Below are 18,828 nucleotides of genomic sequence, written 5' to 3' on the forward strand. Positions count from 1 at the left end.
TTTTGAAAGGGCTTCTTTGAGCCGATTAGTGTATATAGCCTATTTGCTATGCACGATTAATCGACTTAAAGGAGCCCTTTTTTGTTTGTTTAAGTGGATGTATAAAGTAGTTAGTTTTTAAGTTAAAGAGAAATATGATTGTTTAGAAGGGATATATAGTGATGAATTGAAACCTATAGCATCTAACAAAAAGAGTTATATGAAATTATAGTAAGTTAAATCTCATATAGAGATTTAAAAATACCGAAGTAATAATTGCAGTTAAAGGGGAAGGTCTCAAATTTTTAAAGGGACTCAATAATGCATCTATAGAAGAGGAGAATTAAAATTGAAACCAACTAGAGAAAAGTACGTAATTAATGGGGAGTATACAATAGAACGTAAGCTTTTACATAATGAAATCATTAAATTATTTCTAAATGATCAGCCGCAGCAAGAGCAAGAACCTGAGGCTATATTACTTGGTGGTGGTTCTGCTGCTGGAAAAAGCTCAATTGGAGAGTTAGTAAGTAAGGGATATAAATATCAGAAACAAAACATGGTTTGGATAGATCCTGATAAGATCAAAGAACAAATACCAGAATATCAAGAGTTAATAGAATCTGGGAATATTGAGTTAATGAAACAAGCAGCATTTTTAGTTCATGATGAAAGTAGTGATATTACCATGAAACTTTTAAAAATCTGCATGAAAAGAAAAATAAATTTTATGTATGATGGTACAATGAAAAACGAAGTAAAATACAAAAAGTTAATTCAACAATTAAGACTAGCAGGTTTTAGTATTAAAGCAATTATTGTAGATGTTCCAATCAAGGTTGCCTTAGAGCGATCCAATTTGCGTTTTAAAGTAACAGGAAGATTGGTACCCCAAAGTATAATTGAAGAAAGCCATATGAAAGTAGCGACTACTTTTTCTAAAATTAAAGATTTAATAGATTGCTATACTTTATATGATAATACAGGGAAGGAACCAGAAGTTTTTGCTTTTAAAGAATCAAAACGAGTAAAAGAAATTATTGTTGATGAATGTAGAAATAATCAATTTATCGAGAAATCAGCTCTTGTTTTCAAGTGAATATATATCGTTTAAGTTTTATAAAATAATTAATAGATATTATCCTGACATTTTATTATATTATTGATATAATAAATACAGGAGGCGATATAAATGGAACTTAAAGACCTTATGAATTATATTGAAGAAAACAAAGAAGAACATTTTCATGATTTAATCGCTAAAAATGAACGGGAAATTGTAAAAAAAGAAGAAGAAGAGAAATAAAAAATTTAAAATAGAAGAGTTGGCCTTTTGGGTCAACTCTTTTGTTTTTATAAATGGATATAAAGTTGGATTTCTCAATTGTTGAGTAAAAGGAATTGCAGAATTTTTCTGTAGAGAAGGTTGTTTGGTATTGAAAATGAAACAGACAATTTGCTAATCATAGGAGAGTTTTTTAGTATTATATTAAATAGAAAATAGCGTAATGAGTTAACGCTTTAGGAGAGAGTATATGAATCATTTTATTGTTATGCAGGGGCATACATATCAAGAGGAAAAAGGATTAGAAATTATTTGGTCACCTAAAAAGGATAGAGGCGGTAATGTACCACATTCATGGAAAAGAATGATGGATGTAAAAGAGGGGGATCGAATCTTTCATTATGTAAAAGGGAATATTGTAGCAGTTAGTATAGCTGAAGAAGATTGTAAGGAATCGAATAAACCATCGATTATGAAAAGCCATGATCAATGGAATGATGAAGGCTATTTGGTATCTTTAAAATATCATGAGTTAGAAAAACCAATTAATATACGTGAGAAATTTGAAGAGATATCGCACCTGTTGCCAATTAAATATTCACCTTTTCAATCAGATGCAAATGGAAACCAAGGTTATTTATATCCATGTAATGAAGAATTAGCCCTTAAATTAATGGAACTAATTGGTGATTCAAACATTTATAAAATCAATGATGAGCAATTAGAGTTGGCAGTTGATCCGGTAAGAAGGACAGAAAACAATACATTAATTCCGGTTATAGCTGAGACGGAATCCGAAGTAAAAGCGAAAATCCGAATTGGACAGCAAAAATTTAGAGAGGAATTAATGGAGATTTGGAACGGAAAATGTGCATTATGCGGAATAAATTTACCAGAATTGTTAAGAGCAAGTCATTCTAAGCCATGGAAAGATAGTACAAGTATGGAACGCTTAGATCCGTATAACGGTGTACTACTGTGCTGTAATCATGATGCTCTTTATGATAAAGGTTTTATCACATTTGATGGCCAGGGACGACTGCATATTTCCTCATTAATAGTGGAAACAGATTATTTGAAATTTGGATTAATACCAAAAGCTAAGATAGGAATTCAACCGGAGAATAAATTATACTTTAAGTGGCATAAGAGGAATATTTTTAAAGGAAAATAGTATAATTTTTAACTTCAAGGACAGGAAGAACATAAGAGAGACGAATTGTGTTATCCAGTAAAGGGGAATGGTACATGTATAACTGTAATCAATGTGGAACAGAAATGATTATGCAATTACCTGTGAATGCTTAGTCATTCAAGAATCCCATCCGTTACACCGTAAGGTATAGGACTTGCGGCTTTAGCCGTGGGAGTGTCAAAAGACAATTAGAGGACTATATGAAGGGAATTCGATCAAAATTAAATGTTAAATATGAAGATAATTATATTTGAATTAAGGTTAATTAGATGGAATTCCAGATGTAATGAATTTTGTTTTAAAGAGATAATAAGTAATTGAGAGGAGATTAATAGTGATGGAAGATTTGCAAAAGGCAGTAATAAAATTTCGAGATGAGAGAAATTGGGGGCAATTTCATAATGCGAAGGATCTAGCAATTTCCTTAAATTTAGAAGCATCAGAGTTACTTGAGACTTTCCAATGGAAGTCTAGTGAAGAAGCAACAGAGACGAAAATGCAGGAAATAAAAGAAGAAATGGCCGATGTAATGATTTATTTACTTATGCTAAGTGATAAATTAGATATCGATCTAGAAGAAGTAGTACATGCTAAGTTGGAAAAGAATGCAGAGAAATATCCTGTAGAAAAAGCATTTGGAAGTAATAAAAAATATAACGAACTGTAAAGCGATAATCGTTTTACAGTTTTTTAAAATGGTTATGAGAAAGCAGATGGTTGAGATCATGATTTGGATGTACGGATTGTATTTCAAAAGTATGAAATACACACATCCTTAAGTATTCTTAAAATTAAAAAGTAGGGAGTTATTCAAATGCTATCATTTGCAGCAAAATTATCTTCATTTTACATAATTAAAAAGAAGCGAAAAGAGTTTGAGCAAGGTTGTATCAGAGATCCTAAAATAGATGGACTACCAGTAGTCTATATTCAGCGGGATAAGAAGAATTTATATGTAGGTAAGTCTACAGATATATATGAGCGTTTTGTTGCACATATAAGTGATGAAGCTAAAACATTCAATGAAGTTATTGTAATAAAAAGTGAATTATTTAATGAAAGTTCAATTAAGCATATTGAAACATTGTTAATTGAATATTTATCTGCAGATGATAAATTTAACTTACTGAATAAAATAAGGGGCCAAAAGATTCATTCTTATAACGGCATTGAAGATGTTCAAAGTATGTTTAAAGAAATTTGGAATGAGTTAATTAAAGAAGGGGTAGCAAGTGAGAATTTAGGTGAGATACATAATAAATTTATTTATAAATATTCACCGTTTAAAGAGTTATCGGCTAATCAAATTGAGGTTTGTAAAAACATTTTTAATACAATGCTTACTACATCAAATAGTCGACATTTGATTACAGGGGACCCGGGTACTGGTAAAACAATTGTATTAACAAACATCTTATATGCGCTTGCTTATGACAGTGAAACTGGTAAAGCGAGAGAGGGATTGAATTATAAGGATATAGCACTTGTTGTTCCACAAAATCACTCATTAAATTTATATAAGAGCTTGATGAACAAACTAGGTCTACAAAGTATTACAGTACTGTCACCTTCACAATTTATTAAGCAGGCAAAAAGTAGGGACACAAAATATAAATATGTTTTTGTGGACGAAGCACATCGTCTAAAACAATATTTTGGTAAACAAGCACGTGATTTAAAACATTTAGTCACCGATAATGGTTATACAACTGAGTTGGAATTAATAGAAACATTTGCGTATCACTTAACTGTGGTTTATGATCCATACCAAACAATTCGACCAGCAGATATAAATACAGATGTATTCCAGCAGTTGACAGCGAATTATAAGAGGCATCCCTTACATAAACAATTCCGTTTAAAATCTGGAGATCAATATTTAGCATGGCTTCGTAAATATTTACAAATAGCAAATAATGTTGGAGTGTATGAAGAAGGGTTATTGCGGGGCTATGATTTTAAGGTAATGGACTCTATTACAGAATTGAATGAATCTATGAAAATATTAAATGAAAAACATGAATTATGTCGTGTAGTCGCGGGTTATTCTTGGAAATGGATTACACAGAAGGACAAAAATCATTATGATATAAAAGATCCTGTTACAGGTGAGACATTCAAATGGAACTCAAAGGTAAAAGGTTGGATTAACTTTGAGAATAGTATAGAGGAAATAGGATGTATACATACTACACAAGGTGCGGATTTAAATTATGTTGGTGTGATTTTAGGAGCTGAAATTGATTGTGATTACGCAGGTGAAGAAAATGGAGACTATGATTTAAATAAGGCTAAGATTGTAGTGAATCCAAAAGAATATAAAGATCGAAACGGTCTTCCAATTAAGGGAACAGATATAAATAATGAGGAGTTAACATCCTATATTAAACGTATTTATTACGTACTATTATCTCGCGGTATAAATGGATGTTATGTCTATGCAGTAAATCAAAATATGCAAAGATATTTAAAGGAGATAGCAAAAGTAAGTCAATAATTATGAAAAGGGGTTACCTTTAATGTGGTAGTCCCTGCCAATTAGATAGCATTTAATAAGTATTTAAAGAGCCTTACTACACATAAATTGTAGTAAGGCTCTTATTATCTCTATAGAAATAAGGATTAGAAAATAACTTATCCCCTCGGAAGAAAAAAGACTTTATTTTAACTTCCCTATTGATAGGTTAACACGATAATTCCCATATTTTAATAGTCGACCTAGAAAGTTATCCAATTCTTCATTAGAAGAGAAATGTGTTTTTAATAAATAACATCCTTCACCACTTACACGATGTACTTCAGATATTTCTTCTTCTTTTTGAAAGAAATCCATAAATTCTTGATGATTAGCTGATGTGACAAACAAAGTAACAAATGCAGTCACGGTTTGTCCTAGTTTGATTCGGTTTATAGCGATTGTATATTGTTCAATAATCCCTAAATCCTCTAATCTCCTAATTCGATTTCCTACAGCCTGCCCAGTCATATGTATTTTTTGACCTAGTTCTTTCCATTGTATTCTTGAGTTTTCTCCTAATAATTTCAGTATCTCAAAATCTGTTTGATCAATAATATAAACCAATCCTTTCATCGTGAAAGTAGAAAAGCAGAAAGTGTTTCGCCAACTTATTCAGCTTATCGATACAATTCACTATACTAAGTTTATCCTCTTACATCGCATTGTTTATTAGTTATATTTACTTATAACACAGAGGACGCAACAAAAAAATACATCTAGATTTAAAGGAGGTTACAAATATGTTATTACAAGATATTTTATCATTCAATGAAAAATTTGTAGAAAATAAGAAATACGCCCCCCGTGAAGCAACAAAAATGCCTAAGAAACGTATGGTTGTTGTTTCTTGCATGGATGCTCGTTTAATTGAGCTACTTCCAAAAGCTTTAGATATACACGATGGAGATGCAAAAGTTATCAGAAATGCAGGTGGTAAGATTGCTTCTCCTTTCGATAGTGTTATGCAAAGTGTTGTAGCATCAGTATATGATCTAAATGCAGATGAAATCTTTCTTATCGGACACCATAGATGTGGTGCAAGCCAAACTAATCCCAAAGGAACACTTCAAAAAATATTAGATCGTGGAGTAGCTTCACCAGAAATTTTAGCAGCAATTGAATATGCTGGTGTTGACCTTGAAAAATGGCTATTTGGATTCGATGATATCTGTGATTCGACTCAAGCTAATGTTGATTTAGTAAGAAATCATCCACTTATTCCAAAAGATGTTCCTGTACATGGTTTAGTTATTGATCCTCACACAGGTAAATTAGATGTAGTAGTTGATGGATATAAAACATTAAATGGTATGAAACATTAATCATTACTTAAATGAAGGGAAGTTATTAAATATGAATAGACAAGAAGCTACGCAAAAAATTATGGAAGCAAAAATCGCAAAAGGTTTAACATGGGAAGAAATTTCAAAAGTAAGTGAAAACTCTGAGACTTGGGTTGTAACAGCATTATTAGGGCAGGCTACAATGACACGTCCGGAGGCAGAAAAAATCGGTAAACTATTAGAATTAGATGAAGAAGTAGTTCAGGCATTAACAGTAGTTCCACTTAGAGGTCAAGTAATGCAAATGCCTCCTACTGACCCAATCTTATATCGATTATATGAAATGATGTTACAATACGCACCAACTCTTAGAGAATTAATCTTAGAAAAAGCTGGTGAAGGTGTAATGAGTGCAATTAACTTCAATTTAGGTGTGGATACACAAGAAGATCCAAAAGGTGGCGATCCTCGTATCGTTATTACACTTAATGGGAAATTCTTACCATTTCGTACATGGTAATCAATCGAAAATTCATCTATATAATTAAAGTAATTTTATAGATTTACAAAATCCATCCTTTTTAATCTAACTGTATAGAAAGGATGGATTTTTACTACGAGATTCTTTTTCAGTAAAGGAGAATAATATGAATAAAAAATACTTTAATACAAGCTTTAGTATTCTACAGTGGTTTGTGTTTCTATTAGCAAATGCAATTGCATTGCCTATCATTATTGGTGGCATATTCCATTTATCAGTAGAAGATATTTCAACATTAATGCAGCGAACTTTTTTAGTCGTGGGAATAAGTTCATTTATACAAGCATGGTTTGGGCATCGCTATCCCATAGCGGATGGTCCAGCCGGTTCATGGGTAAGTATATTTGTCATACTGGGACAAGTTGCTATGCATCAGGGACAAAGTGCAAAAGACGTGTTGCAACTTTTAGAAGGTGGGTTAATTATTGCAGGTATATTACTCTTCGTTCTTGGTATAACAGGGCTTGTTCATCGAATCTTACGTTTATTTACTCCTTTAGTTACAGGGACATTTCTTTTAATTTTAGCACTTCAACTTAGTGGTGTGTTACTAAAAGGAATGATGGGATTACAAGGATCTGCAACTCATCCTGATTATCCAACAGCTATTATTGCGCTCTTTGTTTTTGCCCTTATTACTTTCTTATCAATTAAAGGGACAGGATGGATGAAAAGGTACGCTGTGTTACTTGGAATTTCATGTGGTTGGCTTTTGTATACTCTTTTAGGAGAATCATCTTATATGCCTACACATACAACGCTAGTTAAGTTACCAGAGATATTTGCTTGGGGCACACCTAGATTGGATATTGGAATGACCCTAACTGCAACTTTATTTACATTTCTTTTAGTTGCAAATAAAATTGCTGCTATTTCAGCTGTAAAACAAGTAGCTCCCTTATCTAAAGAAAATGAAAAGCAAACATTGAACCGTGGTGTATGGGTCGGAGGTATATCACATATTATCTCGTCGTTGTTTTCTACAATTGGTATTGTACCATTACCTGCATCAGCAGGATTTATTCAATTAACAGGACAAAGAAAAGTGAAGTCATTTCTTATAGCAAGTCTTATATTAGCAGGAATTTCTTTTGTTCCCTCAATCGTAAGCTTTATATCCTTGCTTCCAGGCCCTATTGCCAATGCTGCACTTTTAGCAACATTTGTCCAAGTAATAGGCATTTCATTTCAATCGATTTTAAGCGAAGAATTAAATCAACGCCGATTAACTATATTAGGAATTACATTATTAATCAGTTTAGGAATAATGTTTCTTCCAGAAAGCGCATTTAGTGGCATTCCTTCTTCCTTACAATATGTTTTAAGGAATGGATTGCTCGTGGGTACCGTGATTGTCATTCTATTGGAACAGTTTTGGAAAGAATAAAGTATTTATATGCTTTTTTATTTGGAAGAAAATAAAGAATGAAAATCAGCATTTGGAAATATTTTAAAATATCTTGATATAAACCTATGTATTTTGTAATATATAGGTATATTGTTAGTTTATTTGATTCCGTTCATTCCCACACCTTATGTGTTGTGGTTGAGTTGTAGAAGTAAGTTTTTTTCTTACTTTAATTTTGAAAGGGCTTCTTTGAGCCGATTAGTGTAATTAGCTTATTTTGCTATGCACAATTAATCGACTTGAGGAGGCCTTTTTTGTTTAGGTTTAAACAGGTATAAATATATATTTCTGTATAAAACAACAGATTAAGATAGGAAGTTTATATAGGGGGAGAAGAATACATATGAGTAATTGATTTGTTTATCAGGGAAATTGGAGGGATATGTAGTTTTTTTACGTTAAATGTATACACGGATACATGGAACTGTGATTGTAAAATAGATACATAATAGATTTACGAATCGCAGCAAAAATAATTATATAGAAGTTTTGTAGACGACATAAATGTACTCATTATAAGAAGGATGAATAGAATTTTACTGTGAATTTTTTAAAAAACGTATCAATTGATACGTTTTTTATTGTAATTCTAGTAAATATGAGGTACGATTTGAAAGGGGAAAGAATTTTAATGCATATTAGCTTTCAAAATAGGGAGACAAAAAAGCACACTAATTTTACAATCGGGGAGATTGAGCAGTACATATTAGAGTTTAAAAAATTAATTAAAAATAATCGATTTACGGTTTCTCGAAATGAAAAAAGGAAAGAGAATAGTGAATTTTTAGAGGCTAATAATATTAACGCTAGTAAAGTGAAAGAGATTCTTCTTAATATAGGAGTACGTGATTTTTGTTATGCAGTTGATAATAAAAATCCAAATTTTGCTCATGAAAAATTGTATATCTTTTGTCCACAATATGAGTTAGATAATTGGGGACAAAAGAAGTCGGTAGATATATATATTAAGATGAATCTAATTGAAAATAAGGACAGGAACAAATACATGATAGTTGTTTCTTTCCATAAAAGGAATAAACCAGTCACTTATCTTTTTAGGTAAAGATAAGTGACTAATGGTTTTAAAATGAGGGAGGATTTTTATGTTGGTTTTATGTGAGTTTTGTCGAGATATGGTAAAGTATTCTACTAAAGATGTTCAAAAAGTGACAGTCATTAGAGGGAAGCAATATCATTACGTAGGTAAAGAAGCAAATTGCGAGGAGTGTAAATCTGAAATATTTGTTCATAACATTCATGATTATAATTTAGAACAATTAGATCATGCCTATAGACAACAGGAACAGTTAGTTACTATTTCTGAAATAAGAGAGGTTTTAGAAAAATATAAGATTGGAAAACGTCCATTGTCTTTACTTTTAGGTTGGGGAGAAGTTACCCTAACAAGGTATGTAAATGGAGATATTCCGACAAAGCAGTACTCGGATATATTGAAAAGATTAGGTAGAGATCAATGTTTTATGCTAGATATTTTGGAAAGAAATAAAGATTTAATTACTCAAAAAGCATATAGAGTCTCTAAAGAAGCAATCGCAAAGCTACAGGAAAATGATGATATTCCTTCTACGCAGACTACGAAAATTGAGGAAGTTGCTAACTATTTGCTATATAAAAATGATGATATTACTCCTTTAGCTCTTCAAAAGCTGTTATACTATGCGCAAGGATTTTGTAAGGTGTTTACTGGGACATATTTATTTGAAGATGATTGTGAAGTAGGAAGTCATGGCCCGGTATATCGAGTTATTTTTAATAAATATAAAGTATATCAGTACGACAATCTTGAAGTTAATTATGATAGTACAAATCAATTAACTCAAATAGAAAAGGAAATATTAGACTGTGTAATCAATACTTTAGGTTGTTATAGTGGGAAGAGTTTAGAAAAAATGATTCTATTTGACTTACCACGGGAAGTTGCGCATCTAGAATTAGAAGATAATGATCCCGGTAAACCTATTATGGAAAAAGAAGAGATAGATAATTGCTTTAATACAATGAAACAGGCATATAATTTAGTTACAATTTCTGATATAAAGAAATATGGCATAAAAGCATTTGAAAATATAAACAATTCAATGTTGTAACTATATCATTTTTAATATGATTGATATATACATTTTATTTACTGTTAATCAGACCTCTGTAAAGGTATTAAAAGATAGTACTAATTACAGAATATTAGGAGTGCAGAATATAAACACTTTTAACACGATGTAAATGTGCATATTAAATAAAAAGTAAAGAGAATTGATACATTATATGGTAAAATGATATATGTGAATACGCCTTATGAAGTAAATTTTATGCTTTGGACCTTTAGCTCAGCTGGTTAGAGCAAACGGCTCATAACCGTTCGGTCGTAGGTTCGAGTCCTACAAGGTCCACTTATAAACAAGGAGAAAGCACTCAAATGAGTGCTTTCTCCTTGTTTATAATAAATAAAGGGGATTGTGACATGAAAATAATTGATTTAGAGACAGAAAGAAAAAAGAAGGGGAAATTAATGGTAACTATTCCAATTATAGAACTAATATATGGAGAAAAAGGGGAAATTGAATTTAAAGTAGTGGGAAAAAAAGTTGTTCCACAATCCATGTTAGAGATGTATAAAATCTAGAAATTTAGACGAGTTATGTTTTAAGCTGAGTAAAAATAAAGGGATGCCCTAGATATATAGTACTAGGACATCTCTTTTTGTTTTAACGAGATTTAATTTATTATGATTTGTAGGGTACTTATTGCATGTATATACTTATTACTTAATCCTAACCTACATCGTTTTAAAATTAGGCTATCGTATTAATTTGTAAGAAAGGATGAACGTGGTCCAGCAAGACATGCATCTATACGATCTACTTGACCTTTTGTAAACATAACCATAGTATCATCATCAACGTAATCCATATAGTTCATAAACATATCGCCATCAGGTCCATTGTCACAAGAAGTATGTGGAAATGTTATTACAGGACGACCAGGTGCACCTTGTGAACTACCAACATTATCTCCTCCTTGATTAGGCGTATCATCAACTCGATCAGTGCCATTGCATGCATTTGCATCATCACCCCAAATATGGAATAAATTGAACCAATGGCCAATTTCATGAGTAGCTGTACGTCCTAAATGGAAAGGTTTTGCAGCAGTACCTGTAGTACCAAATGCAGTGTATGTGATAACAACACCATCTGTTTTAGGTGGCCCACCAGGGAATTGCGCGTATCCTAAAAGGCCGTCCTCTAATTGACATACCCATAAATTTAAATATTTGTCAGTTGGCCATGCATCTGCTCCATCTGTACTTTGTGATTTGACAGAATTATCATCTGCTGAAAAAGCTTGTTTAGTTGTATGGGTACGAGTAATACCATTTGTTTGATTTCCGTCAGGGTCTTTTGTAGCAAGAAAGAATTCAACTCTAGCATCACTTACAGAATCTTTAAATGCAGAAGGTACATTTGCTACATCAGAGTTCGTTGCTCGAAAATCACGATTTAAAACATCAATTTGACTATTAACTTGTTTCTCAGAGATGTTTTGTTCCTCAGTATTCCATACAACATGAACTACTACAGGAATTTTGACAACTGGTCTTTCTGATGATGCTAAGCGTGCATTATTTAGAAATTCATTCGTTATACTTTCAATTTTAACACGTGCATTTTTATATTCTTCAGATTCATTTAGTAATTTATGATGAAGCTCAATAGTTGCGCATCTACGCACAGTAGGTGTATTTGTTCTTTCTGATGAGTTAGTTTGATTTTGCATTTTAATTTCTCCTTTTTAGTTGATATTGTGTAAGTTTCAGTCATTGTTTCAGGTAATGTTTGATTCGAAAATTATTGTGTAAGCGTTTATTGTTTTTTATTTTTAATAAATTCTTCAGTCATTTTCTCAATTTTTTCTCGTTCTTTTCGATATTCTTCAGATTCCTTCAATAATTTTTCATGCATACTCATAGTTCCACAATTACGTCTGGTAGGGGGAGTTTGTTTAGAATCGTTTGTTGAGTTATTGAAACTTTCTTGATGGGTAAAGTTGTTCATGAGAATTCTCTCTTTCATTCTAAATTTGTAACTTGGGAAGCAATAAAAGCTAAATTCATTCGTAAAATATCGAGAGCAAGCGGATAATGGATATGCTCAAGAGTATCGTTTGCGGTATGGTCATTAGGATTCAAAGAGTCTTCGCCCTCTATTGTTAAAACAGCAGGGATCCCCTTATTAAGAAAAGATACATGGTCGCTATCAAATGGATTTAGAGATACCTTAACATCGAGATTTGTATATAAAGATGCTACATTTTTCAATCCATTAATGAGCTCTTCAGATAAGGGTGAACCTTCAATTAATACTGCTGGTGTGGAAGTGTTTAATTTTCCTATCATATCCATATTAATAACTGCTCGAATGCGATTTTTATCTGGAGTAGTTAGGTTCTCAACATATTGTTTACTACCTAATAATCCTTGTTCTTCTCCTCCAAAAAGGATAAAGCGCAGATCATGTTGTACGGGAATATCTTTGAATACACGAGCAATTTCCAAAACTCCTGCACTACCACTGCCATTATCATCGGCCCCAGGAGCATTAGATGAAGGCCCTCCACTATGGTTAACAGAATCAAGATGTGCAGTAATAATAATTAAGTGTTTCTCTTCATCAGGATTTGTGCCCATTTTATTTGCGATAACATTTTGGCTATTTTCATTGTTTACGCGTATTGTTTCGCTACTAGTTGTATATCCCATTTCATTTAATATCTCACGAGTCCATGTTGCGGCTTCTTCATAAAAAGAGCTAGTAGAAAACCTTGTTGGATATGAAACTAAATGGGTTAAATATGATTGGAACTGATTTTCGCTTACTTGATTGACTAGTGATTGTATAGAATTTACAGTTGTAGAATGATTACGAAAACTGCCGGAAACAAGTAATTCGTTTTCAGGATCATTAGTACTATCAGGGAAAATAGGTGTTTTCATTCTTATAGTTTCACCACCTTAATTATATTTTTGCTTAGAAAGCAGTATTTCAAATATAACTTGTGAACGCACTCATTTGTTTATACAAGTATTAACTGGAAAATTTGCATCTAACATGGTTAATTATTTTTTGATATATATATGAAATTACATGAAATTTTTGGATATAAATAACATTTGGAAGTGTTGTTTAAATCTTAGATAATCCTCAAAATTTTCAGGGTTAGAGAAATATAAATATCTTATTTTAAAAATGTATTAGAATAAAAAAAGAATATTAGATTTTTGTAATGTAAAGAACGAGAATTTTAAAAACTAATTTGATAAAGATATTGAGTTGTATTAATTTTATAATAATTAAACGAAGTACAGTTATAGATGGCTGGAGAGTTTCTAAAAACCAACTTTTGATCTTATGTGGAACGATTACAAGAAATGAAAAAAGGAGTAGTTCATATTATAAGATTATTTATAGACTAATTATGCTCCATAAGACGATTAAATGCTGCATTTGCTTGAATCATACCAGCACCGGTATCTGAGTCCCAACCAGGTTCCTCTAAGTTTTTTTGCTGTATCCATTAGCAATTTTTTAGCTTTATTCTGTGTTAAATCAGGATTAGCTTGTTTAAGAAGCGCAACAACTCCAGCAGCAACCGGACAAGCAGCGGAAGTACCAGTATCGTTGTGATGATAACCAGTAAAGTGAGTAGGTGCACAGAAATCAGGTTAATGTTCATCAAAATTAGCTGGACCCTAAGCGCTATATCCTGCGCGAACATCATTAATATTAGCAGCACTTACTGTCATTACTAATGGATGTCCATTAATTCCATTTATACTCTTTCCGGGGCCATTCGTTCTACAATAATTAGGATTTCTACTTCCACAAGGATCTCCACAGTTACCGGCTGAAAATAATACTAATATGCCTGTTTGAGTTATCAGTGACCTCTGGAACTGCGCCTATCCCCCCCATGAGTTGGAAAGTATTTGAGGAGTCCCATTGCGACGAAGCTGTTGAATTGCCCAATCATAAGCTTCAATTACTACATCTAGAAAAGATTCTTCTATTCTTTCTTTTTCGAAGATACGAATATCGAAAAGTTTTGCGTTTGGTGCAATACCAAGTGTATCAGTAGATGTCATATTTCCATGACATGCTTTTTTATCTGTATAAGTTCCCCATTCTTCTGGGAACCCTCCAATCACTCGTTTAACTAAAGGAAGTGTCCGATTATTCGGATTTTTTCGTTCTGCAGCTGATAAATTTTCTTCTTCGGCATAATAAAAGGCATTCCTTATGGAGTGCTTTTATTACGTGAATAATTGTAATAGTACTTCCGGTCAGTCCGGTAGCACCAATAGTACCCGTTGAACCTGTGTGACCAGAAGGGAATTGAAAAGGTTGCATAGGTGGAAGCGTGGGTCCAATCGAATCGGGATTAAGTACTGCAAAAGATAAAAACTTGTCCAATATAATTCACCTCTAAAAGTTCTTATTATTAATAGAAAATACAATGATAGAGCAAAGTGAAATGGACAAGCGATTTTATTTTGAAAATTACACCAAATAGTTATTTAACTAAAAGAAACCCCATTTATCTCTGGGGTTTCTAAGGGGAATCGGTAAGTAATGGCATTCGACTAATTGTTTTAACCTTACTAGAAGCTCTCGAGTTGTACAGTGCTAGGCATTTACAAAGTTTTCAATATCCTCCAGTACAGAAATTGTGACAATGACGTCTAAAGGGGATGCTGAATTGACGTGAAGATGGAATTCTACTCCACCCGAACTACCTGGTCCACCTTCGGGATCATGCGGGCCGATATTTGTTACAAAGACATTAGCTTCACCTAAGTGGGGGCGACCAGCAGAACCAAAAACCCCTCCGGAGAATCGCCATTCTGCAGCAGTGATTACAACTGCAGAGTTTTGTCTAATAGGGGGCCAGTTAAAGTTTCTCCGTACTCTGCCTTGTACGCCTCGGTAGAGAACACGAATTGAGCGAGCCATGCTCTATTCCTCCTTTATTCGTTAGGGTCTTGTCAACATTTCGGAATTTTTGTTCTAAAATGCTTGATGCAGTTACTTTCTTTTTATGTCAAGGTTTGTATACTTCAAAGCAAATGTTCCCTAAATGTTATTTGTTCCCTAACTATTCATTAAAAAATGTACTCTTAAAATCATATTTAATATATGAACCGATAAGAACTATTATTTAGAGAAATACCAGTGTATTTAACATCAGTCACAAAACAAATGGAAAGCACTGTGAAATCTAGTGTGTTAGCAATGAAATGCAATTATTAGGAAGGCTTTTATTCAGGATATTTTTCTTCCAACAATCCTGTCGGGCATCCTTTTAGTTTTTACCGTTGGCTACCGATTCAAAATCATTATGATGCATTTCAATTAAAAACAGATTTGGAGAGACACGGCATTCGGGTTTTTCATTCCGAGCGTTTTATTACCGCACAAACCATGTCTAATCAGTATTTACGAGTTGCTCTATCCTCTACAAACTCATTAGAAGAGTTGAAAATAGGGCTAGAAATACTAAAACAATATCTTGCTAGTTTAAAAAGAATACAGCAGACATTTACTTAAAATAAAGGAAAATGCTATTTAACAGTAAAAATGTAGTAAAAACTCTTCTATAGGCAAGAAGAGTTTTTTTGTGAGTCTATAGCGTTCTGGGGAGAATTAGTATTTTTATCATTAAAAACAATAAATAAATATATATAAATATAATGAATTCGTGTTATTATGATTACGTTGGAAAATAAAGTATATTTTCATTCGTAATCATAATTAGGAGAAGAAGGGGAAATAGCATGAAAATGAAAAAAATGATTTTAACAGGTGTAGTACTTGCAGCAACAACTTTAACATCTTTATCAAATGTACAGGCAGATACAACATTTAAAGATGTTCCAGCAAATCACTGGTCTACAAAAGCAATTTATGATTTAACAAATCGTAAAGTAGTGCAAGGGTACGGAAATAATATCTTTGGCTTTGGTGACAATGTAACTCGTGGGCAAGTTGCTCGAATGATTTATATGTACCTAAAACCAGCAGATGCAGATGCTAGCTTCAAAAATCCGTTTACTGATATTAAAGGACATTTGTTTGAAAAAGAAATCTTAGCACTTGCTAAAGCAGGATTTGTAAATGGATTTGGTGATGGAAAGTATGGTCCAGATGATATTTTAACTCGTGAACAAATGGCACAAGCACTTACAAATGCTTTTAAATTTAAGGCAACGAAAACAACAAAATTTGCAGATGTTGATAAAAATTCTTGGTCTTACGGTGCAATTAGTGCATTAGAGGAAAATGGGGTTACAATTGGTACTGGAGGTAATATGTATTCTCCAAAAATGTTTGTAACACGTGAAGCGTATAGTCAGTTCTTATATAACTCTATTAATGCAGTTGAAAAAGAAACAAAACCAGAGCCAAAGCCAGAGACAAAACCAGAGACAAAACCAGGGGTAACGCCAATAGGTATTCCCAATGCGTTAGTGACAGATGATTTTTTCTTTGATAGATATTCAATTGAAATTTCATCTGTAAGAGAGCGATCTATTTCTAAACAAGGTCAAAATCTTGTTACTGAAGTAAATAAGAAGTATAATGCGAATTTCAGATATAGATATGTAGCATCAGAAATTGATCTATATACTCCTAATTTGCCAAGAATGATTGACTCTCATGGTTCATTTTCGTTTGTTGGGAAGGATGAAGATAACTTCTATTTCATGTTTGTCGTTGACAAATCAACTGTTGAGTTAGCGAAAAACTGGATGCATATGATAAATCCGAATTTCACTCTTGATAAAGAGATTGATAGATTAGTAAATCCAAATCCAGAATTAAAAAAAGAAATTGATAGTTTTGTAAAAAATGATAAGGATTATATCAATCGTTTTGAAAAAGATAATCATAGCGTAGAATTAAATGTAAGTCCTCTACAGTGGGTAAAACCTGGGGAGTCTGTAGTTACTCTACATCCAGATTACTATGTATTAGGAATTTCTGTACAAGGAAAGTAATATTTAAGTAGTGTATTGATTTTCGTACAGTGAAGGATAGACAATATTAGGGCCTATTGATTTTTTGAAACAGACCTACTGTTATTGAAGTGCACCCCAATTGTTAGACACATAATTAACAATTAGAGGTGCATTTTTTTATTTGCTTTAACTGTATAGATTTTTTAAACAATAGATACTATTTCATTTCTTTTGCTTTAAAGATGGAGCACTCTCTTTTTCTCGTCAGCGTTTGAACCAACAATTAAAACATCTTAATTCCTTTAGCAAGGCTTGTAAAATTCCAAAAGTTCAACAGGAATATTATTTTTGTATGCTATACATGCTTTTGTATCACCACGCTGAATGGTCTTTTGGTCAATTAACAAAAGCGCAGCAAACGTATTTGCTTCTATCTCTAATTTATCAACGGAAAAGAATGTATTCTTACGCAGAAAAGGTGTATTTGCATGAGTATGTAGAACCGCGTGTCCTAATTCATGGGCACAAACAGTTCTCTGCATAGATGGAGATAAATTAGTATTAATAACAATGAAACGATTTCTTTTTTCATATTTATAAAAACCATTTATTTCTTCATGTAAATCCCATGTTAGTACATGTATTTTTAAGTAATCTGCAAGCTCATAGGGGTTTTTCGTGTTGTATTGGGTGCAAAGTTGTTGGACTAGATCTCTAATGACGAATTTCAATGTTTTCCCTCCTAAGCTTGCATCAGTTATCGTCTGGATTACGATATTTCTTAGGCACGTATTTTTTATTGATTACTTTTGTTTGTTTTACAATGTACTCCATCGCATCTAATAATGACTCTACCGCTTCTTGACTCATAGGTTCACCAGAGAACATTAAGCCATCTTCGCCTTGTAGATCTTTCTTTATTTCTTCCATTCTTTTTGCTATATCTTTCTCATCTTTTGGCGTTACTTGTTCGTTTGGTTCGCCTGTAACAGATCGACCAAGTAAATAGTCAGCTGAAACTGAAAAGCAATCAGCTAATTTAGTTAAAACATCATGTGGAGGGAACCTCTCTTCTGATTCGTAGTAACCTATCATTCTTTGGGATACGCCGATTTTTTCTGCCAGTTGTTTTTGAGTTAAATTCTCTTTTTTTCGTAAGGATTTTATTCTAAGTCCTATCACATCGTTCACCTCTCTAATTGAACTAATTGTTCTCTTTGAATTCATTTTAGCACAAAAAGTTCTTTTATGCATTGACAAAGAACAATTAGTTCTTTAATCTGTATTTAGAACTAATTGTTCTTATGGAGGTGTGATAATGGGAAATAAAATGTACGATCCGAAAAAAAACTTATATAAAGAAATTGCTAGCTATTGCGGAGTAACTGAACGCTATATTCGAATGATTGATCAAAAAGAAAGAACGCCATCAATGGAGACAGCTAGGAAGATTGCACAGTTTTTTGATAAGAGTGTAGATGATATTTTTTTTAGTAATAAATCGAACTTTAAGTTCTTTTTAACCGCACTTTGGTTTAAAAAGTGTGGAAAGTAGATTTTGTCATGGAGAAGTTAAGAGTTGCAA

The 18,828-nt window shown here is 32.5% G+C and carries 20 protein-coding genes, 1 tRNA gene and 3 pseudogenes; 14 read left to right on the forward strand and 10 right to left on the reverse strand.

The window, feature by feature from the left end; all coding sequences use genetic code 11:
* Positions 1–328 precede the first annotated feature (328 nt).
* From ACUN13_RS27210 to ACUN13_RS27225, 4 genes are all read left to right on the forward strand, one after another.
* Positions 329–1,078, forward strand: coding sequence for a zeta toxin family protein (locus ACUN13_RS27210; protein WP_000805386.1), 750 nt, complete (start codon positions 329–331; stop codon positions 1,076–1,078).
* A gap of 436 nt (positions 1,079–1,514) precedes the next feature.
* Entirely contained in the window at positions 1,515–2,438 is a 924-nt protein-coding gene (locus tag ACUN13_RS27215) for an HNH endonuclease (protein WP_016090265.1), read from the forward strand.
* A gap of 358 nt (positions 2,439–2,796) precedes the next feature.
* Entirely contained in the window at positions 2,797–3,126 is a 330-nt protein-coding gene (locus ACUN13_RS27220) for a nucleotide pyrophosphohydrolase (protein ID WP_000389841.1), read from the forward strand.
* 147 nt (positions 3,127–3,273) lie between these two features.
* Positions 3,274–4,956: a DNA/RNA helicase domain-containing protein gene (locus ACUN13_RS27225; protein WP_445424051.1), complete on the forward strand. Its 1,683-nt coding sequence runs from the start codon at positions 3,274–3,276 to the stop codon at positions 4,954–4,956.
* 162 nt (positions 4,957–5,118) lie between these two features.
* Here the strand turns inward: ACUN13_RS27225 and ACUN13_RS27230 are convergent, their stop codons facing one another.
* Entirely contained in the window at positions 5,119–5,550 is a 432-nt protein-coding gene (locus tag ACUN13_RS27230) for an Lrp/AsnC family transcriptional regulator (RefSeq protein ID WP_000677474.1), read from the reverse strand.
* A 167-nt stretch (positions 5,551–5,717) separates the two neighbouring features.
* Here ACUN13_RS27230 and ACUN13_RS27235 point away from each other — a divergent pair, with 167 nt between their 5' ends.
* The 7 genes from ACUN13_RS27235 to ACUN13_RS27265 all read left to right on the forward strand — a co-directional run bounded on the left by ACUN13_RS27235 (position 5,718) and on the right by ACUN13_RS27265 (position 10,850).
* On the forward strand, positions 5,718–6,299 hold the full coding sequence (locus ACUN13_RS27235) for a beta-class carbonic anhydrase (RefSeq protein WP_000926479.1): 582 nt from the start codon (positions 5,718–5,720) through the stop codon (positions 6,297–6,299).
* A 31-nt stretch (positions 6,300–6,330) separates the two neighbouring features.
* Positions 6,331–6,780: a cyanase gene (gene cynS / locus ACUN13_RS27240; protein ID WP_001081567.1), complete on the forward strand. Its 450-nt coding sequence runs from the start codon at positions 6,331–6,333 to the stop codon at positions 6,778–6,780.
* Between the two features lie 127 nt (positions 6,781–6,907).
* Positions 6,908–8,188: a purine/pyrimidine permease gene (locus ACUN13_RS27245; RefSeq protein ID WP_089607961.1), complete on the forward strand. Its 1,281-nt coding sequence runs from the start codon at positions 6,908–6,910 to the stop codon at positions 8,186–8,188.
* 652 nt (positions 8,189–8,840) lie between these two features.
* Positions 8,841–9,272, forward strand: a complete 432-nt coding sequence (locus ACUN13_RS27250; protein WP_000548171.1) for a hypothetical protein — start codon at positions 8,841–8,843, stop codon at positions 9,270–9,272.
* A 40-nt stretch (positions 9,273–9,312) separates the two neighbouring features.
* Complete coding sequence (locus tag ACUN13_RS27255) at positions 9,313–10,317, forward strand: type II toxin-antitoxin system antitoxin SocA domain-containing protein (RefSeq protein ID WP_025687280.1); 1,005 nt, start codon at positions 9,313–9,315, stop codon at positions 10,315–10,317.
* A gap of 226 nt (positions 10,318–10,543) precedes the next feature.
* Positions 10,544–10,617: transfer RNA gene (locus ACUN13_RS27260), tRNA-Ile, on the forward strand.
* 71 nt (positions 10,618–10,688) lie between these two features.
* Positions 10,689–10,850 (forward strand): hypothetical protein, encoded by a 162-nt coding sequence (locus ACUN13_RS27265; RefSeq protein ID WP_161508230.1) that lies wholly within the window; start codon positions 10,689–10,691, stop codon positions 10,848–10,850.
* A gap of 182 nt (positions 10,851–11,032) precedes the next feature.
* Here ACUN13_RS27265 and ACUN13_RS27270 read toward each other — a convergent pair whose 3' ends face one another.
* The 7 genes and pseudogenes from ACUN13_RS27270 to ACUN13_RS27300 form a co-directional block, all read right to left on the reverse strand.
* Entirely contained in the window at positions 11,033–12,004 is a 972-nt protein-coding gene (locus ACUN13_RS27270; protein ID WP_025687279.1) for a M43 family zinc metalloprotease, read from the reverse strand.
* 86 nt (positions 12,005–12,090) lie between these two features.
* Positions 12,091–12,282 carry a hypothetical protein gene (locus ACUN13_RS27275; RefSeq protein ID WP_025687278.1) on the reverse strand — a complete coding sequence of 64 codons (192 nt, stop codon included), beginning with the start codon at positions 12,280–12,282 and terminating at the stop codon, positions 12,091–12,093.
* A gap of 14 nt (positions 12,283–12,296) precedes the next feature.
* A complete protein-coding gene (locus ACUN13_RS27280) occupies positions 12,297–13,220 on the reverse strand; it encodes a M28 family metallopeptidase (RefSeq protein WP_025687277.1) in 924 nt (307 codons plus the stop codon).
* 498 nt (positions 13,221–13,718) lie between these two features.
* Positions 13,719–13,919, reverse strand: a pseudogene (locus ACUN13_RS27285) (S8 family serine peptidase); the annotation flags it as partial.
* A 267-nt stretch (positions 13,920–14,186) separates the two neighbouring features.
* Positions 14,187–14,432, reverse strand: a complete 246-nt coding sequence (locus tag ACUN13_RS27290) for a hypothetical protein (protein WP_025687820.1) — start codon at positions 14,430–14,432, stop codon at positions 14,187–14,189.
* Positions 14,433–14,556: 124 nt separating this feature from the next.
* A pseudogene (locus ACUN13_RS27295) lies at positions 14,557–14,697 on the reverse strand (exosporium leader peptide-containing protein); the annotation flags it as partial.
* A gap of 213 nt (positions 14,698–14,910) precedes the next feature.
* A complete protein-coding gene (locus ACUN13_RS27300) occupies positions 14,911–15,237 on the reverse strand; it encodes a hypothetical protein (RefSeq protein ID WP_016078275.1) in 327 nt (108 codons plus the stop codon).
* A 306-nt stretch (positions 15,238–15,543) separates the two neighbouring features.
* Between ACUN13_RS27300 and ACUN13_RS27305 the strand changes: the two are divergent.
* Together ACUN13_RS27305 and ACUN13_RS27310 are read left to right on the forward strand one after the other, a co-directional pair.
* A pseudogene (locus ACUN13_RS27305) lies at positions 15,544–15,831 on the forward strand (hypothetical protein); the annotation flags it as partial.
* 227 nt (positions 15,832–16,058) lie between these two features.
* Complete coding sequence (locus tag ACUN13_RS27310) at positions 16,059–17,282, forward strand: S-layer homology domain-containing protein (protein WP_025689474.1); 1,224 nt, start codon at positions 16,059–16,061, stop codon at positions 17,280–17,282.
* A 263-nt stretch (positions 17,283–17,545) separates the two neighbouring features.
* Here the strand turns inward: ACUN13_RS27310 and ACUN13_RS27315 are convergent, their stop codons facing one another.
* A complete protein-coding gene (locus ACUN13_RS27315; RefSeq protein ID WP_025689473.1) occupies positions 17,546–17,974 on the reverse strand; it encodes an ImmA/IrrE family metallo-endopeptidase in 429 nt (142 codons plus the stop codon).
* Positions 17,975–17,996: 22 nt separating this feature from the next.
* Positions 17,997–18,425, reverse strand: coding sequence for a helix-turn-helix domain-containing protein (locus ACUN13_RS27320; RefSeq protein ID WP_000579788.1), 429 nt, complete (start codon positions 18,423–18,425; stop codon positions 17,997–17,999).
* 136 nt (positions 18,426–18,561) lie between these two features.
* Here ACUN13_RS27320 and ACUN13_RS27325 point away from each other — a divergent pair, with 136 nt between their 5' ends.
* Positions 18,562–18,798, forward strand: coding sequence for a helix-turn-helix transcriptional regulator (locus tag ACUN13_RS27325; protein ID WP_000527101.1), 237 nt, complete (start codon positions 18,562–18,564; stop codon positions 18,796–18,798).
* Positions 18,799–18,828: the final 30 nt, after the last annotated feature.

Source organism: Bacillus cereus group sp. Bce041, assembly GCF_052646455.1.